At 72.9% G+C, this 19,566-nt stretch carries 20 protein-coding genes; 9 read left to right on the forward strand and 11 right to left on the reverse strand.

Features of this window, described 5'->3' with window-relative positions; all coding sequences use genetic code 11:
• Positions 1 to 42 precede the first annotated feature (42 nt).
• Positions 43 to 1,884, reverse strand: a complete 1,842-nt coding sequence (locus tag ACTZWW_RS07395; protein ID WP_444780303.1) for a cation:proton antiporter domain-containing protein — start codon at positions 1,882 to 1,884, stop codon at positions 43 to 45.
• Positions 1,885 to 1,990: 106 nt separating this feature from the next.
• Positions 1,991 to 2,437, reverse strand: coding sequence for an Lrp/AsnC family transcriptional regulator (locus ACTZWW_RS07400; protein ID WP_444780304.1), 447 nt, complete (start codon positions 2,435 to 2,437; stop codon positions 1,991 to 1,993).
• Positions 2,438 to 2,587: 150 nt separating this feature from the next.
• Between ACTZWW_RS07400 and ACTZWW_RS07405 the strand changes: the two genes are divergently transcribed.
• Genes ACTZWW_RS07405 through ACTZWW_RS07415 form a run of 3 tightly spaced genes read left to right on the forward strand, consistent with a single transcriptional unit; the run spans position 2,588 to position 4,935 of the window.
• A complete protein-coding gene (locus ACTZWW_RS07405; protein WP_444780305.1) occupies positions 2,588 to 3,313 on the forward strand; it encodes a YqcI/YcgG family protein in 726 nt (241 codons plus the stop codon).
• Entirely contained in the window at positions 3,310 to 3,624 is a 315-nt protein-coding gene (locus ACTZWW_RS07410; RefSeq protein WP_444780306.1) for a cupin domain-containing protein, read from the forward strand. Before ACTZWW_RS07405 ends, ACTZWW_RS07410 begins: the two co-directional genes overlap by 4 nt.
• A gap of 45 nt (positions 3,625 to 3,669) precedes the next feature.
• On the forward strand, positions 3,670 to 4,935 hold the full coding sequence (locus tag ACTZWW_RS07415) for an APC family permease (protein WP_444780307.1): 1,266 nt from the start codon (positions 3,670 to 3,672) through the stop codon (positions 4,933 to 4,935).
• Between the two features lie 5 nt (positions 4,936 to 4,940).
• Here the strand turns inward: ACTZWW_RS07415 and ACTZWW_RS07420 are convergent, their stop codons facing one another.
• The 3 genes from ACTZWW_RS07420 to ACTZWW_RS07430 form a co-directional block, all read right to left on the reverse strand.
• On the reverse strand, positions 4,941 to 6,995 hold the full coding sequence (locus ACTZWW_RS07420) for a methyl-accepting chemotaxis protein (protein ID WP_444780308.1): 2,055 nt from the start codon (positions 6,993 to 6,995) through the stop codon (positions 4,941 to 4,943).
• Between the two features lie 126 nt (positions 6,996 to 7,121).
• Positions 7,122 to 7,523, reverse strand: coding sequence for a thiol-disulfide oxidoreductase DCC family protein (locus ACTZWW_RS07425; protein WP_444780309.1), 402 nt, complete (start codon positions 7,521 to 7,523; stop codon positions 7,122 to 7,124).
• A complete protein-coding gene (locus ACTZWW_RS07430) occupies positions 7,520 to 8,485 on the reverse strand; it encodes an NAD(P)/FAD-dependent oxidoreductase (protein WP_444780310.1) in 966 nt (321 codons plus the stop codon). Before ACTZWW_RS07430 ends, ACTZWW_RS07425 begins: the two co-directional genes overlap by 4 nt.
• Positions 8,486 to 8,677: 192 nt before the next feature.
• Between ACTZWW_RS07430 and ACTZWW_RS07435 the strand changes: the two genes are divergently transcribed.
• Positions 8,678 to 8,881 (forward strand): hypothetical protein, encoded by a 204-nt coding sequence (locus tag ACTZWW_RS07435; RefSeq protein ID WP_372422565.1) that lies wholly within the window; start codon positions 8,678 to 8,680, stop codon positions 8,879 to 8,881.
• A 41-nt stretch (positions 8,882 to 8,922) separates the two neighbouring features.
• Here ACTZWW_RS07435 and radC read toward each other — a convergent pair whose 3' ends face one another.
• Entirely contained in the window at positions 8,923 to 9,609 is a 687-nt protein-coding gene (gene radC, locus ACTZWW_RS07440; RefSeq protein ID WP_444780311.1) for a RadC family protein, read from the reverse strand.
• 248 nt (positions 9,610 to 9,857) lie between these two features.
• Here radC and ACTZWW_RS07445 point away from each other — a divergent pair, with 248 nt between their 5' ends.
• Positions 9,858 to 10,109: a hypothetical protein gene (locus ACTZWW_RS07445; RefSeq protein WP_444780312.1), complete on the forward strand. Its 252-nt coding sequence runs from the start codon at positions 9,858 to 9,860 to the stop codon at positions 10,107 to 10,109.
• 2 nt (positions 10,110 to 10,111) lie between these two features.
• On the opposite strand, the gene ACTZWW_RS07450 is transcribed toward ACTZWW_RS07445, so the two are convergent.
• From ACTZWW_RS07450 to ACTZWW_RS07465, 4 genes are all read right to left on the reverse strand, one after another.
• On the reverse strand, positions 10,112 to 11,683 hold the full coding sequence (locus ACTZWW_RS07450; RefSeq protein ID WP_444780313.1) for an AMP-binding protein: 1,572 nt from the start codon (positions 11,681 to 11,683) through the stop codon (positions 10,112 to 10,114).
• Between the two features lie 124 nt (positions 11,684 to 11,807).
• A complete protein-coding gene (locus ACTZWW_RS07455; RefSeq protein ID WP_444780314.1) occupies positions 11,808 to 13,547 on the reverse strand; it encodes a methyl-accepting chemotaxis protein in 1,740 nt (579 codons plus the stop codon).
• Positions 13,548 to 13,744: 197 nt separating this feature from the next.
• Entirely contained in the window at positions 13,745 to 14,251 is a 507-nt protein-coding gene (gene gpt / locus ACTZWW_RS07460) for a xanthine phosphoribosyltransferase (protein ID WP_372422556.1), read from the reverse strand.
• 43 nt (positions 14,252 to 14,294) lie between these two features.
• On the reverse strand, positions 14,295 to 15,053 hold the full coding sequence (locus ACTZWW_RS07465) for a competence/damage-inducible protein A (RefSeq protein WP_444780315.1): 759 nt from the start codon (positions 15,051 to 15,053) through the stop codon (positions 14,295 to 14,297).
• 319 nt (positions 15,054 to 15,372) lie between these two features.
• On the opposite strand from ACTZWW_RS07465, the gene sfsA reads away from it, so the two are divergent.
• Complete coding sequence (sfsA, locus tag ACTZWW_RS07470) at positions 15,373 to 16,137, forward strand: DNA/RNA nuclease SfsA (protein WP_444780316.1); 765 nt, start codon at positions 15,373 to 15,375, stop codon at positions 16,135 to 16,137.
• Here sfsA and ACTZWW_RS07475 read toward each other — a convergent pair.
• A complete protein-coding gene (locus tag ACTZWW_RS07475) occupies positions 16,091 to 17,482 on the reverse strand; it encodes a cytochrome P450 (protein WP_444780317.1) in 1,392 nt (463 codons plus the stop codon). The two genes, sfsA and ACTZWW_RS07475, sit on opposite strands and share 47 nt — an antisense overlap.
• 97 nt (positions 17,483 to 17,579) lie before the next feature.
• Here ACTZWW_RS07475 and fumC point away from each other — a divergent pair, with 97 nt between their 5' ends.
• The 3 genes from fumC to ACTZWW_RS07490 are packed head-to-tail and all read left to right on the forward strand — an operon-like array spanning position 17,580 to position 19,512.
• A complete protein-coding gene (gene fumC, locus ACTZWW_RS07480) occupies positions 17,580 to 19,019 on the forward strand; it encodes a class II fumarate hydratase (RefSeq protein ID WP_444780318.1) in 1,440 nt (479 codons plus the stop codon).
• Between the two features lie 2 nt (positions 19,020 to 19,021).
• The gene (locus tag ACTZWW_RS07485; RefSeq protein WP_444780319.1) at positions 19,022 to 19,234 is read left to right on the forward strand and encodes a DUF4169 family protein; all 213 of its coding nucleotides are present in this window, start codon (positions 19,022 to 19,024) and stop codon (positions 19,232 to 19,234) included.
• Complete coding sequence (locus ACTZWW_RS07490; protein ID WP_444780320.1) at positions 19,231 to 19,512, forward strand: ribbon-helix-helix domain-containing protein; 282 nt, start codon at positions 19,231 to 19,233, stop codon at positions 19,510 to 19,512. Before ACTZWW_RS07485 ends, ACTZWW_RS07490 begins: the two co-directional genes overlap by 4 nt.
• The last annotated feature ends 54 nt before the right edge of the window (positions 19,513 to 19,566 follow it).

A 19,566-nucleotide genomic window follows, 5' to 3' on the forward strand; every position in this document is an offset into this window, starting at 1 on the left:
CCCGGGAGGAAGCGGGGCGGCGCTCGTCGCCGGCCCCGCGCCCTACTCCGCAGCCGGGCGCTCCGCTCCCTCTTCCCCGTCCTCCTCCACGAACACCCGCGCCTCCTCGTTGAGCGCGCGACCCTTGCGCGAGGGCGGGCGCAGGGGCTCGGGGCGCATGGTCTTCTGGTGGAGGATGTCCTTGCCGGCCTCGATCCCGGCCAGCTTCTGCGCCTCGAGCCGCTCGAGGTCGCGCCGGCGCACGTCCTCCTCCACGACCGCCGCGCGGTCGGGCGAGACGCCGAGCGCGACGAGAACCTCGCGCCCCGCCCGCACCGCGCTCTCGAACGTGTCGCGCACCGAGAGCGCGATCCCCGCCTCGTCGAGGGCGATCGTGTGGGTGCGGTCGTAGGCGCGCGCGTAGATGGTGAGGAGCGGATATTCCTCCCGCAGCCGCCGGCAGATCGCGAGCGAGGTGTCCGGGTCCTTGATGCACACGAAGACGAGCCGCGCCTGCTCGACGCCGGCGGCGCGCAGCACGTCGAGGCGGTTGCCGTCGCCGAAATAGACCTTGAAGCCGAAGCGCGCCGCATTGCGCACGCGGTCCGGCGCGCGGTCGATCAGCGTCGTCTCGACGCCCTCCGCGAGCAGCATCTGCGAGGCGATCTGGCCGAAGCGGCCGAAGCCGATCAGGATGGCGGAGCCGCCGGCCCCCTCGAAATCCTCCTCCATCCGCTCCCGCGGCGCGGTTGCCGCGAGGAGTCGCTGGCCGGCCGCCGCCAGCGGCGGGCAGGCGACCATGGAAAGCGCCGCGAGCGCGATCATCAGACCGACGTCCTCCGCCGAGACGAGGCCGAGCGCGCCCGCCAGCGGTGCCAGCACGAAGGCGAACTCGCCCGCCGCCGACAGCACGAGCCCGATCTTGATCGCCTCGCGCGTGGTCGAGCCGGAGAGCCGCGCGACGAGGGCGGTCGCGGCGATCTTGACGGCGAGGTACAGCGCGAGGAGTCCGAGCACGAGATCGATGCGGGCCGCGAGGTCGCCGAGGTCGATCAGCATGCCCACCGACATGAAGAACAGCGCGAGCAGGAGCCCGCGGAAGGGCTCGACGTCGGCCTGGAGCTGGTGGCGGTAGGAGGAGCCCGCGAGCATCACCCCCGCGAGGAAGGCGCCGAGCGCCATCGACAGTCCCGCCGTTCGGGCCGCGAGCGCGGCGGCGAGCACGACGAGAAGCGCCGCGGCCGTCATCACCTCCCGCGCCCCGGCGGAGGCGACGATGCGGAAGAGGTGATCGAGGACGTAGCGTCCCGCGAGCACGATGCCGGCGACGACGCCGAGCGCCAGCGCCGCGTCGCCCCAGGCCGAGCCCGTGGCGCTCGCGCCCATCGCGCCCGCCCCGAGCAGGATCGGCGCGAGCGCCAGAACGGGCACCGTCAGCACGTCCTGCGTCAGCAGCGCGGCGAAGCTGCGCCGGCCGTAGGGGCAGCCGAGCGCGGCGCGCTTCTCGAGGATCTGCAGCGCGATGGCGGTGCCCGAGAGCGCGAAGGCGAAGCCGACGAGTGCCGACGCGGCGGGCGCGAGGCCGAGCCCCCAGGCGATCGCCCCGAGCAGGGCGCCGGCGACGGCGACCTGCCCCAGCCCGAGCCCGAGCATGTCGGCCTTCATGGCGACGAGCCGCGACAGGCGCGTGTCGAGCCCGATGACGAAGAGCAGCAGCACGACGCCCAGCTGCGAGATCCCCATCACGGCGTCGGCATCGTCGAACACGGCGAGCACGGAAGGCCCGATCACCACCCCCGCCACGAGATACCCCACCGCCGTCCCGAGCCCCAGCCGCTCGAACAGCGGCGGGGCGAGTATGGCGCCGAGGAGGAAGGCGAAGGCCTGGGGGAGGTAGGCGTCCATGGGGGCTCCGGGGGCCGCGGGGAACGCTCAAGGTCGGACGGCGGGAAGCGTGGTGCAAGGGGACACCGTCGAGCGCCGCGCGATGTGGAAGCGGATCAGCCTCGCCTCATCGGCCCGGGACGAGGTGTCGGCGCAGGACGGTGCGCGCTTTGATGGATACCACCCCCTCGATGCACGCAATCTGCTCGTAGGTGTCCTCCAGTTCCAGCCGTGTAGACGCGCGCGCGAGTACCAGGAACTCGCTCGTGTCGGAAAGCGCCCAGACGCCGACGACATGGGCTGAACGACGAATTCTGTTCCAGACCTTGGACCGCGATCTCTCGTCCACGGCCGCGAAGAAGAAGATCTCCTCGCCCGGTGCCTCGAGACCGTCGTCGGCGGCCCCGTTGACGATCGTGAAACCGCCGATCACGCCGCATTCGCACATCATCTCGATGCGTTCCTTCACGGTCATGCGCGACGCGGAGACCTCGCGTGCGATGCCCGTGATCGACATGCGGGCATCCTTGGTGAGCAGCGACAGGATGTCCCTGTCCCGCGGCGTCAGCTTCATCCCTGGGCTCCGTCATGCACGATCTTCTCGAACGCATTCTAAGATTGCTCATCCCGTGTGACCGTTTCGCCGAATCGACGCCGGAATGCAAGCTTGAATTGATCGATTTGGGGGTGCATTCCGATCCGAAACGTTCTTGGGAGGGAAGCCATGCAACTCTACAGCGCCGAGGAGGCGACGCGGGAGTTCGCCCCCGACGACTGGCGACGGCACGCGTTCGTGGATTTCGCACAGCGGATGACCGCGAGCGATCTGCCGTTCCCCTGCATCTACGGCGTGTCCGCCTTCGCGGCCGACGAGCTGCGGTTCGTCTTCTGCGAGGAGATGACGGCGGATGCGCTGACCGACGCGCTGGGCGCCTTCGTTCCCCGCGCGCGCTCGTTCGGCAGGCACACGTCGCTCGTCGCGTTCTCGCGGCCGTGCGAGAGCCTCGGCGTGGCGCAGTACCGGCAGCGCTTCTGGTCGCTGCTGGCGGGCATCGCCGCGCGCGATCGGGCACCGTGGCCGGCCGGCGTGCCGCGGGAGCTCGACGATCCCGACTGGGAGTTCTGCTTCGCCGGCGAGCCCCTGTTCGTCGTGTGCAACACGCCGGATCATCGAGCGCGGCGCAGCCGCTACTCGCCCGCCCTGACGCTCACGTTCCAGCCGCGCTGGGTCTTCGACGGCATCCTCGGGACAGACGACCAGGCGAGGCGCGCCTTCGCCGCGGTGCGCGCGCGCCTGCAGCGCTACGACGACACGCCCGTGGCCGCGGTGCTCGGACGCTACGGCGACCCCGGCAACCGCGAGTTCGCGCAGTACTTCCTGGACGACGGGGCAGGCGACGATCGGCGCTGCCCGTTCCACACCCTGCCGATCGAGGAGAGCGTGACATGACGACGATCGAGATCCTGAGGGAGAAGGTCGACCCCGCGCGCGCATGGAGCCTGATCTCGGCCGCTCTGCCCGAGCAGGGTTGCGTCGAGGTGCAGCGCGACCAGGCGGGCAAGGAGCACGCCTGGCACATGCACGGAACGGACGAGACGATCGTCGTGCTCGACGGCTCGCTGCGCTTCTACTGGGAAGACGGCGAGGAGATCTGCGGCCCCGGGGACGTGATCCGGCTGCCCTCGGGCGCGCGGCACGGCTCGATAGCTCTTGACACGGGCGCAATATACATGATTGCGATGCGTGACGTCGAACTCTGACCGACTCGGCGCTGCGCTGCGATGCGAACGAAGGGGCCTCTTGCCATGCCGCGATCCGAGGCACGTACCGACCTGCGCCGCACCCTCGGCGTGCTGCGCGGGACGTCCGTGCTGCTGACGATCGTGATCGGCGCGGGGCTGCTCACGCTGCCGGGGCTCGCGGTCGGCGCGGCGGGCGATCATGCGCTCGTCGCCTGGCTCGCCTGCGCGGTCCTGGCGCTGCCGCTGCTGGCGATCTTCATCCTCCTCGGGCGGCGATATCCGGAAGCCGGCGGCATCGCGGCCTATGCGGACCGGGCCTTCGGGCGGGCCGGGCGCGAGATCGCCGGCATCCTCTTCCTCGGCGCGGTGGCCTTCGGCCTGCCCTCGATCGCACTCGTGGGGGGCCACTACGCGGCGTCCGCCCTCGGCGGCGCGCCGCATCCGTGGGCAGCCGCACTGATCGTCGGCGCGCTCGTGCCGCACCTGATGCCGGGCGACGGCGCGGCGCGCGCGATGAGCGTCGTGGCGTCCGCCGTGCTCGGCGTGATCCTGCTGTTCCTCGCCGTCGGCTTCCTCGGCACGGAGCCCTCGCCCGCCGGCTTCGCGCCGTGGCCGGCGCAGATCGAGGCCGCGCGGCTGATCGCGCCGATGATGATGATCTTCTTCGCCTTCACCGGCTGGGAGGTCGGCGCCGGCATCGCGGAGGAGTTCCGCGACCCGCGCCGGGACTACGCGCGCGCGATGCTCGCGTCCTTCGCGATCGCCGTGGCGCTCTACGCCGCCATCGCCTGGCTCGCGCAGACGCGGGACCTCGCCGGGCTTCACGAGGCACCCTTCGTCGCCATACTCCGGCCGATGCTGGGGGACGCCGGTGCGATCGCGGTGGCCGCGACGGCGGTGCTGATCGTGCTCGCGAACCTCACCGGCGCGGTCTGGGGCGTGTCACGGATGGTCTTCGGCCTCGCCCGCGAGGGGACGCTGCCCGCTGGCCTCGCGGCGACGAAGGGCGGGCGGCCGCTCGTCGCGGTCGCCGCGACGGTGGCGACGCTGCTCGCCGTGCTCGCGGCGGATGCGATCGGCGCCTTCGGCCTCGATCGCCTTCTCGCGCTCGCGGGCCAGAACTTCGTCGTCCTGTTCGCGATCGCCGCCGCCTGCCTCGTGGTGATCGCCGATCGCCCGGCCGAGCGCGTCCTCGGCGCGGCCGTGGTCGTGATCGTCGGCGCGCTCCTCGCGCTCCAGGGCGCCGCCCTCGCCTACCCCGCCGCGCTCGCGCTCCTCGCGGTCGGAGCGGCGATGCTGCGGCGCAGGCGCCGCCGGCACGGAGCGTGACCGGGTCAGGCCGCCGCGACCCGCTCCAGGAAGCGATCGATCGTCTGCGAGAGCCGGCGCGTCTCCTCCGCGGCGGCGCGGGAGGCCTCGTCGACCGCGTCGGCGGAGCCGGTGGCGCGGGCCGTCGAGGCCTGGACGGTGCCGATGTTGCGCGCCGCCGCCTCGCTGGTGCGCGCCGCCGCCTCGACGTTGCGGGAGATCTCGCTCGTGGAGGCGCCCTGCTCCTCCACCGCCGCGGCGATCGCGGTGGTGTGCACGTCGACCTCCTTCATGATCGACGCGATGCGCTCGATCGAGGAGACCGCCTCACCGGTCTCGGCCTGGATGCCGGCGATCTGCTGGCCGATCTCGGCGGTGGCCCTGGCGGTCTGGTCGGCGAGCGACTTCACCTCGCCCGCCACGACCGCGAAGCCCTTGCCCGCCTCGCCCGCGCGCGCCGCCTCGATGGTGGCGTTGAGCGCCAGCAGGTTCGTCTGCTCGGCGATCGAGCGGATCAGCTCGACGACGTCGCCGATGCGGCGGGCGGCCTCGGCGAGACCGGCGACGCGCCCGCTCGTCTCGTCTGCGGTGCGGGTCGCGCGGGAGACGACCTCGGTCGTCTCGCCCACGGTGCGGGCGATCTCGTCGATCGCCGCCGCGAGGCTCGCGGCCGCCTCCGCCGCGACGGTGGCGGTCTGGGCGCTCTCGCGGCTCTCGGTCGCCGTCTCGTCCGTCGTGCGGGCGGTGGCGGCGGCGATGGCGCTGAGCGTGCCCGCCGTCTCGCGCATGCGCTCCATCTGGTCGGACACGCGGGCGAGCAGCGAGCCGACCTCGCCGCGGAACTCGCCCACCAGCGTCTCGACCGCGCGCTGGCGCGCCGCGCGCGCCTGCGCCTCCGCCTCGGTCTCCCCCGCGAGGCGGGCGCGCTCGATGGCGTTCCTGCGGAAGATCTCCACCGCCGCGGCCATGGCGCCGATCTCGTCGCGGCGGTCGCGGCCGGGGACCTCGACGGTCGTGTCGCCGTGGGCGAGCCGGTTCATCGCGTCCGTCATGGCGGAGACGGGCTTTGCGATCGAGCGGCCGATCAGCACGGCGATGGCGATGCCGAGCACCGCGAGGCCCGCCGACGTCGCGAGCGTCAGGCCCACCGTGGTCGCGGCGGACGCCGTCGTCCCCTCCCCGATCGCCGCCGCCTCGCGGGCGGCGTCCGCGGCGATGGCGGCGGAGGCCTCGCCGACGGCGCGCTCGGCGGCGCCGAGCACCTCGAGGCGCAGCGCGGCCTGCGCGTCCGAGAGCGCCACCGCCTGCTGCATGCCGCGGCGGAAGGTCTCCATCTGCCCGAGCACCTCGCCGAGCTGCGCCTTGCGCCCCGCGTGAGACACGCCGGCGTACAGGCCGCCGGCGCGATCGAAGGCGAGGTCGATGCTGGTGACGGCGAGCTGCGGATCGTCGCTCGTGCCCGACAGGTAGCGCCCGAGCGCCACCTGCGCGGTGAGCAGGTCCTTCATGGCGATGGAGAGCCCGGTCGAGGCCTGCATGTCCTGGTCCATCGATGCCGTGTAGATCGCGAGGTTCATCGTGCCGATGGCGCTCTCGACCGCCGGGTCGATCACGTCGGCGACGACGGCGTCGAGCGCTGCGCTGTCGGCGAAGAGCCGGTCGAGCCCCTCGGAGAAGGCGGTGAAGCGGGCGGCGATGTCCTCCACCAGGGCGCGCCGGCGCGGATCGGCGGTGGCGGCGAGCGCATCGCCGATCATCGCGTCGAGAGCGGCCCTGCGGGCAGCGATCCCGGCGAGGGCCTCTTCATCGCCGCTCACCAGCGCGTCGCGCGCGGCGAGAGAGATCTCCACGAGGGCGAGGTTGATCGCCTGCGCCCGCTCGCTCTCCGAGACGACCTCGGCATAGGTGTCGAAGTCGCGCGTGAGGCTCGACACGTTCCAGGCCGCGAACAGCGCGACGCCGAGCGCCAGCACGAGCAGCGCCGCGAAGCCGGCGGCGATGCGGATGCGGATGCCGCCGCGGGACGCGGTCTCGTCGGTGGCGGCGGATCGGATCTCGTGCGTCTCGGTCGATGCGTTCACGGCGTGCGGTCTCCGTCGATACGGGCATGTTCCGTTTCGTAAATCGGAAACCTGAATGGAGGGTTGATCGGCGCCGGCTCCGCGCCGGAGGGGAGCGAACGCCCCGAAGAGCCACTTGGGCCTGTGCTACACCCGCCGCCGCGCGACGAGGCGCGCCAGGTGGGGGCGCAGGGGCAGGAAGCCGCGATAGGCCAGCTCCAGGAGCCACCCTACCCCCGGCAGGCGCGCGACCGCGGCGGCCGGGCGCCAAGCCGGGAGAACGCGCCAGAGCCGGGCGAAGCCCTCGGCCCCCGACACGAGGCCTCCCTGCGCGTCGCGCACGTGGAAGCGCGCGAGCGCCGCCTCGCGGGGCAGGTCCGGCCCGGGATCGGCAGCGGCGTCGGAGACGTCGACGAAGGCGATGCGCTCCGCGCCGCGGCAGCGGGAATAATGCCCGATCTCGGTCCGGCAGAGCGGACAGGCGCCGTCGTAGTAGACGGTGAGCTCGGGGGCCCGCCCCGGGGCCGTCGTATCCTCGTTCCGGCTCATCGGCTCGCCTCCCCCAGAACCGCGCGGGCGAGCGCGCGACCGCTGTCGTAGGCCGCCTCGACGCGCCCGCCGAGGCACCAGTCGCCCGCCGCACCGAGGCCGCTCTCGGCATCCCACAGGCAGGCACGCCCGACCGGCTCCTCCACGAGGGCGTAGCGCCACCGATGCGCGACCGCGTGGAGCGGCGCGGCGCTGGCCGCGAGCAGCGGCGCGGCCTCGGCGAGGAGCGCCTGCGCGATCGCCTCGGGCGTCTCCTCCAGGTGCGCGCGCGACCAGGCCGGCGTCGCGTGCACGACGATGCGGCGCGGCGCCCCCGTGGCGCGTCCGGGCTTCGACGCCTCCTCGGCCATCCAGGCGATCGCGCCATGGTCCGGGCGCTGCGCCGGGACCGGCGCATCCGCGAGCGCGTCGGGCGGGTAGGCGAGCATCAGGGCGAGGCAGGGCGCGTAGCGCACGCCACCCGCGGCCTCGGCGAGCGCGGGGGCGACGGGAGCGAGGAGCGTCGCCGCCTGCGGCGCGGGCGCGGTGACGAGCACCGCCGCGACGGGGCCGAGCCGCCCGCCATCCGCGAGCGTGAGCTCCCAGCGTCCGGGCGCGCCCGTGATCGCGCCGACGGCGCTGCCGACCGCGAGGGGCAGGCCGGCGACGAGCGCCTTCACCGGGACGTTCATCGCCGGGGCGCCGACGAAGCGACCATCCGCGCCCCAGGGCGCCGCGAGGCCGCGGGCCGCCCACGCCGCGATCTCGGCCCCGAAGTCGGGACCGTGCGCACGGAAGAACTGCGCGCCGTGGTCGAAGGAGAGGCCTTCCGGCGTCCTGCGGGTCGCCATGCGCCCACCCGCGCCGCGGCTCTTCTCGACAATGTGAACGCGCCGCCCCGCCGCCGCGAGATCGCGCGCGACGATCCCGCCCGCGAGCCCCGCGCCGATCACCGCGATGCCCGGTTTTCCTTGCTCCGCCACGCCTTCTCCGCTCCTCACCCGACCCGTCGACATGCCCTCGCCTACGCGCGCGCGCTCCCCGCGGACCTGCGACGCGGCGTCGCTCGCACGCCAGAACGGAGCCGATCGCGCTTGGCGGACGGTGCGACGCGGTCCACACTCGCGAAGACGGGTCGTGCGCCGCGCGCGTCGGCTCAACGAAGGACGACACCCATGCAGACCCGACAGAAGGCTCGCCGCTTGCTCGATCTCGCCCGCGTCATGGTCAAGCAGGCTCGCATCCTGCGCGACGAGGGCTTCACCGCCCGCGCCACGGAGGTCGCGCGCCGCGCCATCGCGCTCGATCGGCTGGGCTGGACGCTGATGCGTCCGCAGCCCGCGCCCGTACGAATCGTGGCGAGCCGCCGCCTCCACTGAGTGCGGCCCGGCCGAGGGGTGACGACGACCCCGCGCCGCGGTCAGATCAGCTTGAGCCCCTTGAGGCTCGCATGCCCGTCGCGGCCCACGATGATGTGGTCGTGCACGACCACGCCGAGCGGACGCGCGGCATCCGCGATCTCGCGCGTCATGCGGACGTCGGCGGAGGACGGTGTCGGGTCGCCTGACGGGTGATTGTGCACGAGGATGATCGCCGTCGCGGAGACCTCGAGCGCGCGCTTCACCACCTCGCGCACGTAGACCGGCGTATGATCGACCGTCCCCGATTGCTGCACCTCGTCGGCGATGAGCGCGTTCTTCTTGTCGAGGAACAGGATGCGGAACTGCTCGCGCTCGGAAAAGGCCATCGCGGTTCGGCAATATTCCAGCACCGCCGCCCAGGACGACAGCACCGGCCGCTTGGCGATCGCCCCGCGCGCGAGCCGGCGGCTCGCCGCCTCGACGATCTTCAGGTCCAGGATCGTCGCCTCCCCGAGCCCGCCGACCTCCGACAGGCGCCCGCGCGAGGCGCCGAGCACCTCCGCGAAGCCGCCGAAGCGGCGGATCAGCTCCTTGGCCAGCGGCTTCACGTCCCGCCGCGGGATCGAGCGGAAGAGCACGAGCTCCAGCAGCTCGTAGTCGGGCAGCGAATCGCCGCCCACGTCGACGAACCGCGCGCGCAGGCGGTCGCGATGGCCGTGAAAATGCGGCGGGTCGTCGTCGAGCATCGAATCGCGTCGCGGGAAAGAGGGTCGGCGGCTCGACGTTAGCCGTTTCCTGCCGGATGCATCAACAGCCATGAGTCGCTGCGCCCGGCGCGGCGCGCGCGCGGCGTGCCGGAGGGCGCGGCGACGCCGCGTCTGACGCTGCGGCATGCGTAAACTCCACGAGACATCGGAAACCATCGGGCGACAACGTCCTGGACGGCACGCCGCGAGACGCTATCCTTACGGTCACGGAAATCGAGGAGGTGGCCATGGGCTACACCGTCACCTGGCGCGTGGTGGGACCCGACGGGCGGACCGTCGAGAGCGACGCGTTCCCCGACGCGTTCGGGCGGCACGAGGACGCCGTCGCCTTCATCCTCGACAAGCTCTCCGCCTTTCCCAGCCTCGGCTACGAGAAGGGCCGCGGGTTCTGGGGGCGTACCGCGCCGGACCGGCGGATCGAGACCCGATTCGCGGTCGAACGCGTGCCGGCCTACTCGGACGCGGTGCCGCCCACCTGATTTTACAGCATAGGAAGTAGTGAGCGGGCCATTTCCACGGTCGCGACGTGGTCGATCTTGCCCGATCCGAGCACAGGAACGGCGGCGACGACCAGCACGGCGCGCGGCGCCCACAGCTCCGGGAAGCCCCGCTCGCGCGCGTGCGCGAGCACCGCGTCGCGGTCGGCCTCCGGCTTGTCGGACACGAGGACGAGCTGCTCGCCCTTGCGGGCGTCCGGCAGGGCGACGACGACGTGGTTGTACTCGGGCCAGAGCTCCTGGACCATCGTCTCCACCGCCGCGAGGGAGATCATCTCGCCCCCGATCTTGGCGAAGCGCTTGGCGCGCCCGCGGATCGTCACGAACCCGTCCTCCACGGATACGATGTCGCCGGTGTCGTACCAGCCGTCCACGGGCCGATCGATGCGCCCCGACCCGTCGGGCGCGAGATAGCCGGCCATGACGTTGGGCCCGCGCACCAAGAGCCGACCCGCCTGCCGGATGCCCTCGACCGGCTCGAGCTTCCATTCCATAGCGGGCAGGAACGGACCGACGGAGCCGTGGCGGTTGCGGTCGGGCAGGTTGCAGGCGAGCACCGGCGCGCACTCGGTGGCGCCGTAGCCTTCGAGGATCTCCGCCCCCGTCCCGGCGTAGAGCCGGCGCGTCTCCTCCTTGATCCGCTCGGCGCCGGCGATGACGTAGCGCAGGCTCGCGAGATCGCCCTCCCCCGCCGCCCGGGCATAGCCCTGCAGGAACGTGTCGGTGGCCAGCAGGAACGTCGCCTTCGTCCCCGCGATCAGCTTGGGGATCAGGCGGTAGTGCAGCGGGCTCGGGTAGAGCACGACCTTGTAGCCGTTGAGCAGCCCGAGCACGAGGCCGGCCGTGAGCCCGAAGGAGTGGAAGATGGGCAGCGGGGAGAAGATCGTGTCCGCCGGCGTCAGCGCGTCGCCCGCGTGCTCGGCGATCTGCACGGCGTTCGCGATGACGTTCGCGTTGGTCAGGCATACGGCCTTGGGCGCGCCCTCCGCCCCGGAGGTGAACAGGATCACAGCGGGATCGTCGGGGCTGCCGGAGCGCTTCGCGATGGCCTTGGCGCGAAACAGCGCGTCGATGAGGGCGCGGATCTTGTCGAGGCTCGTGATCCCGGCGCGCACGTCCTCCAGGTAGACGACCCGGCGCCCTTCGGCGATCGCCGCGAGCGGCTCGTCGAGCCCGCCGTCCTGGATGAACTTGCGCGAGGTGACGATGGTCGAGATGCCCGCCGTCTCGCAGGCGGCGCGCAGGTTTCGCGCGCCGGCGGTGAAGTTGAGCATCGCCGCCGCGCGGCCCATGGCGTTGAGCCCGAAGAGTGCGACCGCGGCCGCCTGCACGCTCGGCATCATGAGCGCCACGCGCTCGCCGGGCCGCGTGCCGACTGCGAGCTTGCGACCCAGAAGCAGCGCGCCCAGCACGAGGCGCTGGTACGTCAGCGGCTGGCGCTGCTGGTCCTCCAGGATGACGAAGGTCTTGCCGAACCGCCCGCGCGCGGCGACGAGCGCGCCGAACAGGGTGCGGCGAAGGCGGTCGGGGCGGCGGAGCGGGTCTGTCTGCGGCATGATCCCATCTTATGGCGACGGTCCGCTGCGACAACCACCAAAGCGGAACCGTCGTTCCGCCGCCGACCGTGCAGCCGATCGGGGCGGCGGCGTACCGCCGCCCCGTCGCGTTCCGACGGACCGATCAGGCGGCCCGGCGCCGGCGCGCGGAAGCCTCCGCGCCGGCGTCGTCCGAGGCGACCGCGCCGAGGAAATCCTCGACCGCTTCGGAGAGCTCCGCGGCGACGGCGGAAAGCCGGTCGGAGACGTCGCGCACGTCCCCCGCGCGGCCGGACGTCTCGTGGATCGCCGTCGTCACGGTCTCGACGTTCGTCGTGGCGTCTCCGGAGCCCCTGGACGCGACGGCGATCGAGCGCGAGATCTCCTTCGTCGCCCCGTCCTGCTCCTGCACGGCCCCGGCGATCGCCTGCATGAAGCTCTCGATCTCGTGGACGGCGCCGGCGATCTCACGGATCGCGTCGACGCTCTCGCGGGTCGAGCCCTGGACCGCCGTGATCTGCTCGGCGATCTGGTCCGTCGCCTTCGCCGTCTGCGAGGCGAGCTGCTTCACCTCGGCGGCGACGACGGCGAAGCCCTTGCCGGCCTCCCCGGCCCGGGCGGCCTCGATCGTCGCGTTGAGTGCCAGGAGGTTCGTCTGCTCGGCGATGGTGCGGATCATGTCGACGACGGCGCCGATGCGCTCGGCCGCCTCCGCGAGGCTGGCGACCTTGCCGTTGGTGCGCTGCGCGGTGCTCGTCGCGCGCGACACGACGTCGGAGGCGCGCCCCGCCTGGTTCGCGATCTCGCGGATCGAGGCGGAGAGCTGCTCGGCGGCGCTCGCCACCGCCTGGACCTCGGACGCCGCCGTGGTGGAGGCGTCGCGCGCGGCGTTCGCCTTCCCGGCGGCGGTGCCGGCGACATCGCTCAACGCGACCGCCGTCGTGCGCATCGTGCGCGTGCCGTCGTCGACGCTCGCGAGCGTGCGCTGGACCACCTCGCGGAAGCGCGCGATGAGCGCCTCGAGCTGCGCCTGGCGGTCGCGCGCGCGGACCCGCTCGGCATCGGCGGCGCTCTGGAGGCGGGCGCGCTCGAGCGCGTTGTCGCGGAATACGACCACGCTGCGGGCCATCTCGCCGATCTCGTCACGGCGCGCCTCGCCGGGGATCTCCACTGCGTTCTCGCCGGCGGCGAGGCGTCGCATGACCTCGGTGAGGCGTGCGACGGGAACGGTGATCGAGCGGCCGACGAGGGTCGCCGCCGCGATCGCGAGCGCGGCCGCGACGAGGAGCGCGACGAGGGCGGTCGTCTGGAAGCCGCTGGCGGACTCGCTCACCCGCGCGCCGATGCGCTGGCTCTGGGCCTCCTGGAAATCGATGAAGCGGTTGATCGCCGCGAGCCAGTCCGTGAACAGGCCGCTGACCTCCCCGAGCAGGATGGCGCGGGCCTCTTCCCCGTTGCCCGCCTGCTGCAGCCGGACGATCTCCGCGACGAGCGGGTTCGTGCGCGCCTGGATCGCCGCGATGTCGTCGAGGATCGCCCGCTCCTGCGCGGAGGCGTCGACCTCGGAAACCAGCGCAGCCATGGCCCGCTCGTTCTCGGCATAGGTCGCGGCGAGGGCGGCGATGAGGTCGATCGCCGCGCGCCGGTCGCCAGCCTCCTCGACGAGGACGACGTCGCGGATGGCGATGGCGCGGTCGTGCACCGAGCCGCGGAAGTTGATGGCGTAGCGCTGCAGGACGCTGTTGACGTCGTTGATCTGTGCGAGGTTGCGGTCGAGACGGTTGATCTCGGTGACGGAGCTCCAGGTCAGCAGGCCCATCAGGACCAGCAGGAACCCGAAGCCCAAAGCCAGGCGCGCGGCGATGCCGCGGCGGTTCATCGACATGTCGTTCAGCCCCTAATTTCGGATCGCAACCGGTCGGCGCTCGTCTACCACCGCGGGCCGGCCGCGCCGTCATTAGGGTCTCATCGGATTAACTGGTGGTGAATTTCGGTGGCCGCGGATACGCGACCGCCGCGCGAGAGCGATGAATTCGTTCCGAAAGATCAACGAATAACGCTGTCGTCGAGACCGCGTGCTCGTCACCCGGCCGCGCCGTCGCGGATCGGCGGCTGGAACGCGTAGCCGAGATCCCAGGGGAAGTAGATCCAGGTGTCCTGGCTCACCTCGGTGATGAACGTGTCGACGAGCGGGCGACCGGCGGGCTTGGCGTAGACGGTGGCGAAATGCGCATTCGGCAGCATGTCGCGCACGACGCGGGCGGTCTTGCCGGTGTCGACGAGATCGTCGATCACGAGCACGCCCTTGCCCTGCCCGTCGCCGAGCGCACGCACGGCCGGCGCGATCTCCTTGAGGACCTGGAGCCCGCCCTGGCTCTTGTAGTCGTGGTAGCTCGCGATGCAGACGCTCTCGATCATGCGGATCTCGAGCTCCCGCGCCACGATCGCCGCCGGCACGAGCCCGCCGCGGGTGATGCACACGATCGCCTCGAACGGACCGCTCTCGGCGAGGCGCCAGGCGAGCGCGCGGGCGTCGCGGTGAAACTGGTCCCAGGAGACGGGGAAGGCCTTGGGGGTGGGAGGCGTCATGGCGGCGGGCTTTCTCTCTCGGGCGGGCGGTGGCGGTTCCGGGTCAGATGGGTGCGTTGTCCGACGTGAGGCGGGAGAGGAGCGCGCGCACGTCCGCGGCCGCCGCCTCCACCGCCCCCGCCTCGCGCCCGCGCAGGACGATCTGGTTGCGGAAGCCCCCGCCCGTGAAGGACGGATAGGAGCCGATCGAGACCCCCGGATGCGACGCCGCCAGCGCTCCGAGCGCCTCGGCGTAGCTCCCCTCGGCGAGGCCGCCGGCGTCGAGCGTCTCGACGACCATGCGCGCGCCGGTGCGCAGCCGCGGCGCGACGGCGTCGAGCATCGCCTGCATGATCGAGGGCACGCCCGCCATCACGATGACGTTGTCGACCATGAAGCCCGGCGCCTTCGAGATCGGGTTCTCGATCAGCTCGGCGCCCTGCGGGATGCGCGCCATGCGCAGGCGCGCGGCGTTGAGCTCGCCCTCGGCGTAGCGCTCGCGCATCATGGCGACCGCCCGCGGATCGACGTCGATCGACCGCCCGAGCGCCTTCGCGACGCTGTCGGCGGTGATGTCGTCGTGGGTCGGGCCGATGCCCCCGGTGGTGAAGAGGTAGGTGTAGCGGGCGCGCAGCGCGTTCACGGCCGCCACGATCTCGTCCTCGACGTCGGGGACGACGCGCACCTCGCGCAGGTCGATGCCGAGCGCGGTCAGGTACTCGGCGATGTGGCCGATGTTCTTGTCCTTGGTCCGCCCGGACAGGATCTCGTCGCCGATCACCAGGATCGCCGCGTTGACGCTCTCGCCGACGCTCTCGCTCATGCTTGGCACCTCGTGGAGAGGCTTTAGCGCCGGGCGCGGCGGGCGGCAAGGGCGCGCAGCGGCCTCCTGGCCGAGCCCCCCTCCGGGGAGGATCCGGGTCGGCGGATGATGCGACGTGCGCGGACGCGCTCCGACCGCCACCTCCCCGGAGGGGAGGACGGAGGCCGAAGGCCGGAGGGTGGGGAGGATGGCGACGCCGCTCGCCAGGATATCGAGCGGCCCCACCGCCCGCGCTGCGCACGGACTCCTCCCCTCCGGGGAGGAAGCGGGTCGGCGGTTCCATTGCTCTCCCCCACCTCACCGCGCTACCACTGCGCCCATGCGCTTTCCCGCCCCCCTCGTCGAAGCCCGCCTGATCCGCCGCTACAAGCGCTTCCTCGCCGACGTCGCCCTCCCCGACGGCTCCGAGGCGACCGCGCACGTCGCCAATCCGGGGTCGATGCTCGGGCTCGCCGAGCCGGGCGCGCGGGTGTGGCTGTCGGCGTCGACGAACCCCAAGCGCAAGCTCGCCTGGTCCTGGGAGATCGTCGAGGCCGCGCCCATGAAGGGCGGCGCGGCGCGGCTCGTCGGCGTCAACACGGGCACCCCCAACCGCCTCGTCGCCGAGGCGCTGGCGGCCGGCGCGCTGGCGCCCTTCCGGGACTATGCCCGCGTGAGGCCGGAAGTGGCCTACGGCGCGCGCAGCCGCGTGGACTTCCTGCTCGACGGGGACGGCCTCCCGCCGCTCTATCTCGAGGTGAAGAACTGCCACCTGATGCGCGAGGACGGCCTCGCCGAGTTCCCCGACTGCATCGCCGCCCGCTCCGCCCGCCATCTCGACGAGCTCGCCGCCATGGTCCGCGCCGGCGCCCGCGCCGCCCTCGTCACCATCGTGCAGATGGAGGCCGACCGATTCACCCCCGCCGCCGACATCGACCCCGCCTACGCCGCCGCGTATGCGCGGGCGCGGGAGGCCGGCGTCGAGACCCACGCCTTCGTCTGCCGTGTGACGCCGCAGGAGATCGTGGTGGAGCGGGAGATCCCCGTCGTCATGCCGCTCACCCCCGCCGGCTCACCCGCATCGGCATCCCCTCGCGGGGCCTGAGCGTGACGCGCTGGACCGGCTCGACGCGGGCCTCGGGGGCGAGGTCGAGGCGGGCGACGCGGACGATCTCGGCCAGCGCCAGCACCGCCTCCTGGAGCGCGAACGTGTTGCCGATGCACACCCGCGGGCCGGCGCCGAAGGGCAGGTAGGCGTATCGGTCGATCCGCGCGCGGGCCGCGCCGAGGAAGCGGTCGGGATCGAACGCGGCGGGGTCGTCCCAGAGCAGCGCGTGGCGGTGCAGCACCCAGGGCGCGATCATCACGATCGTGCCCGCCGGCAGGCGGATGCCGGCGACGCGGTCCTGCGCGATGGCCTCGCGGCTCATGAAGGCGGCGGGCGGATAGAGCCGCATCGTCTCCTCGACCACCGCCCTGACGTAGGGCAGCGCCGCCGCGTGCTCGGCCGCGACGGGAGCGTCGCCCGCGACCGCATCGACCTCGGCCTCGAGCCGCGCACGCACGTCGGGAGCCTGGGAGATCAGGTAGAGCGCCCAGGTGAGCGCGTTCGCCGTCGTCTCGTGGCCGGCGCCGATGAAGGTGACGATGTTGGCGCGCACATCGAGGTCGTCGAGCCCCTTCCCGGTCTCGGGGTCGCGCGCCTCGAGCAGCAGCGTCAGCAGGTCGCGCGGCGCAGGCGCGCCGCTCTCGACGAGCGCACGGCGCCCGCCGATCAGCGCGTCGACGACGCGGGCGAAGAAGTCGATCGCCGGGCGCGCCCGGACGCGCCCGATCCGCGGCAGCCATTCGGGCAGGCCGAGCACGTCGAGCGGGTCGACCGGGCCGATCGCGGCGAAGAGCTGCGTGATCGCCCGCCCCAGCGCGTCCGGGTCCTGCTTCAGGCCGTGGGTGAAGATCGTGCGCTCGAGCACGTCGAGCGTCAGCCGCGTCGTCTCGACCGCGACGTCGACGGTGCGTCCCTCGCGGCGCACGAGCCGGCGGCCGAGCACGTGGGCGGCCTGCGCCATCGGCCCGCCGAAGGAGGCGACGTGGCGAGGCGAGAACATCGGCGCGAGCGTGCGGCGCAGCATGCGCCAGTCTTCGCCCTCCGCCGTGAACAGGCCCTGGCCGAGGCCCGGCGCCAGCACGCGGCGGGTGAGCTGGTCCTTCTTGTAGTTCTGCGCGTTCTCGACGAGCACGTGGCGGATCGCGCGCGGCTCGCTCACGACCATGACGCGCCCGAGCACGCCCTTGCCGTAGACGACGGGCTTCTCGAAATGCTCCTTCGTCCAGGTGGCGAGGGGATTGTCGCGGGCCTGGCGCAGGAAGGCGAACAGGTCGGGCGGCGCGCGCCCGGGCGTTGGCGCCGGCGGGCGGAAGCGGGGTCTCGCGAGGATCGGCTCGTCCATGCGCTCTCCGTGGGCGGATCGGCGGCTCCGGGGGGTGCCGCGCGGGCCCGTCCCGGGTTACATGTGGGGCTTCGATCGGCCGAGAGGAGACCGCGCCATGTCGTCTGGGATGGGTCGAGAGGACGCGGGGGCGAGCCCCGCGACGCGCACGGAGACCGACACGTTCGGGCCGATCGCCGTGCCCGCCCACCGCTATTGGGGCGCGCAGACGCAGCGCTCGCTCGAGAACTTCCGCATCGGCGAGGAGCGCATGCCCGCCCCGCTGGTGCGGGCGCTCGGCCTCGTCAAGCAGGCCGCCGCCATGGCTAACAAGGAGCTCGGCGAGCTGCCCGCCGAGATCGCCGACGCCATCGCCGACGCCGCCGCCGACGTCGCGCAGGGCAAGCTCGACGACGAGTTCCCCCTCGTCGTCTGGCAGACGGGCTCGGGCACGCAGTCGAACATGAACGCGAACGAGGTGATCGCCAACCGCGCCAACGAGGCGCTCGGCCACCCGCGCGGCGGCAAGGCGCCGGTCCATCCCAACGACCACGTCAACCGCGGGCAGTCCTCGAACGACACGTTCCCCACCGCGATGCACGTCGCCGCCGTGCTTGAGATCACGAACCGGCTGATCCCGGCGCTCCAGCACCTCCACGACGCGCTCACCGCCAAGGCGGACGACTTCGCGGAGGTGGTGAAGATCGGGCGCACGCACATGCAGGACGCCACGCCCGTGACGCTGGGCCAGGAGCTCGGGGGCTGGGCGGCGCAGGTGCACCTCGGCATCGCGCGCATCGAGGCCACCCTGCCCTCGCTCCTCGACCTCGCCCAGGGCGGCACGGCGGTGGGGACGGGGCTCAACGCCCATCCCGAGTTCGCCGAGCGCTTCGCCATGACGATCGCCGATCTCACCGGCCTGCCCTTCCTCTCGGCGGCGAACAAGTTCGAGGCGCTCGCCTCCCACGACGCGCTCGTCTTCGCCCACGGGGCGCTGACCGCCATGGCGGCGGGCCTGTTCAAGATCGCCAACGACGTGCGCCTGCTCGGCTCCGGCCCGCGCTCGGGGCTCGGCGAGATCGCGCTGCCGGAGAACGAGCCCGGCTCGTCCATCATGCCGGGCAAGGTCAACCCGACGCAGGCGGAGGCGCTCACCATGGTCTGCGCCCAGGTGACCGGCAACAACGCCACGATCGCCCTCGCCGGCACGCAGGGGCACCTCGAGCTCAACGTCTTCAAGCCGGTGATCGCGCACGCCTTCCTGCAGAGCGTGCGCCTCCTCTCGGACGCGGCGATCTCGTTCACCGACAAGTGCGTGGTGGGCATCGAGCCGCGGCGCGAGCGCATCGCCGACCTGCTCGAGCGCTCGCTCATGCTGGTGACGGCGCTCGCGCCGCGGATCGGCTACGACGCGGCGGCGAAGATCGCCAAGGCCGCGCACGCGAACGGCACCACCCTGCGCGAGGAGGCGCTCGCCTCGGGCGCCGTGACGGAGGCGGAGTTCGACGCGCTGGTGCGCCCCGAGACGATGATCGGGCGCAGCCGGGACGGGGGATGAGCATGAGCGCCGAGATCGTCAACCTGCGCCGGGCGCGCAAGGCCAAGGCCCGCACGGCGGCGGAGGCCGCCGCGGCGGAGAATCGCGTCCTGTTCGGGCGCACGAAGGCGCAGCGCACCGCCGAGGCCGCGCGCGACGAGCAGGATCGCCGCCGGCTCGAAGGCCACCGCCGCGAGACGGAGGGCGGCGCGCCCCCGCCGGACGAGACGCCGTGACGACGCCGCCCGGCCCGGTCGAGAAGCGCTCGCTCGCCATCGCCGGCCACCGCACCAGCGTCTCGCTCGAGGCGCCCTTCTGGGAGGCGCTCGTCGCGCTCGCGGCGGCACGCGGCGTCTCCGTTCAGCGCCTCGTGGGCGAGATCGACGCGGCGCGCGGGGAGGCGAACCTCTCCTCGGCGATCCGCGTCGCGCTCCTCGACGCGGCGCGCCGCGGCGCCCTGCCGCTCGACGCGCGGGAGCGTCCCGAAACGGAGCGAACCGCCCCCGGCGCATGAGGCCGCTCTTAACGATTCGGTGGCAGGTTGGGCGCGATTGGGTGCGCGAATCGA

The sequence above is a fragment of the Salinarimonas sp. NSM genome (assembly GCF_052380005.1).
GTDB lineage: Bacteria > Pseudomonadota > Alphaproteobacteria > Rhizobiales > Beijerinckiaceae > Salinarimonas.

Coding starts and splice junctions, on each gene's coding strand:
- radC (WP_444780311.1), bottom strand. CDS start 9,609: ATGCTCGACGACGACCCGCCGCATTTTCACGGCCATCGCGACCGCCTG.
- ACTZWW_RS07410 (WP_444780306.1), top strand. CDS start 3,310: ATGACGACGATCGAGATCCTGAGGGAGAAGGTCGACCCCGCGCGCGCA.
- fumC (WP_444780318.1), top strand. CDS start 17,580: ATGTCGTCTGGGATGGGTCGAGAGGACGCGGGGGCGAGCCCCGCGACG.
- ACTZWW_RS07450 (WP_444780313.1), bottom strand. CDS start 11,683: ATGCCGCAGACAGACCCGCTCCGCCGCCCCGACCGCCTTCGCCGCACC.
- ACTZWW_RS07415 (WP_444780307.1), top strand. CDS start 3,670: ATGCCGCGATCCGAGGCACGTACCGACCTGCGCCGCACCCTCGGCGTG.
- ACTZWW_RS07405 (WP_444780305.1), top strand. CDS start 2,588: ATGCAACTCTACAGCGCCGAGGAGGCGACGCGGGAGTTCGCCCCCGAC.
- gpt (WP_372422556.1), bottom strand. CDS start 14,251: ATGACGCCTCCCACCCCCAAGGCCTTCCCCGTCTCCTGGGACCAGTTT.
- ACTZWW_RS07435 (WP_372422565.1), top strand. CDS start 8,678: ATGCAGACCCGACAGAAGGCTCGCCGCTTGCTCGATCTCGCCCGCGTC.
- ACTZWW_RS07465 (WP_444780315.1), bottom strand. CDS start 15,053: ATGAGCGAGAGCGTCGGCGAGAGCGTCAACGCGGCGATCCTGGTGATC.
- sfsA (WP_444780316.1), top strand. CDS start 15,373: ATGCGCTTTCCCGCCCCCCTCGTCGAAGCCCGCCTGATCCGCCGCTAC.
- ACTZWW_RS07485 (WP_444780319.1), top strand. CDS start 19,022: ATGAGCGCCGAGATCGTCAACCTGCGCCGGGCGCGCAAGGCCAAGGCC.
- ACTZWW_RS07425 (WP_444780309.1), bottom strand. CDS start 7,523: ATGAGCCGGAACGAGGATACGACGGCCCCGGGGCGGGCCCCCGAGCTC.
- ACTZWW_RS07475 (WP_444780317.1), bottom strand. CDS start 17,482: ATGGACGAGCCGATCCTCGCGAGACCCCGCTTCCGCCCGCCGGCGCCA.
- ACTZWW_RS07455 (WP_444780314.1), bottom strand. CDS start 13,547: ATGTCGATGAACCGCCGCGGCATCGCCGCGCGCCTGGCTTTGGGCTTC.
- ACTZWW_RS07395 (WP_444780303.1), bottom strand. CDS start 1,884: ATGGACGCCTACCTCCCCCAGGCCTTCGCCTTCCTCCTCGGCGCCATA.
- ACTZWW_RS07445 (WP_444780312.1), top strand. CDS start 9,858: ATGGGCTACACCGTCACCTGGCGCGTGGTGGGACCCGACGGGCGGACC.
- ACTZWW_RS07400 (WP_444780304.1), bottom strand. CDS start 2,437: ATGAAGCTGACGCCGCGGGACAGGGACATCCTGTCGCTGCTCACCAAG.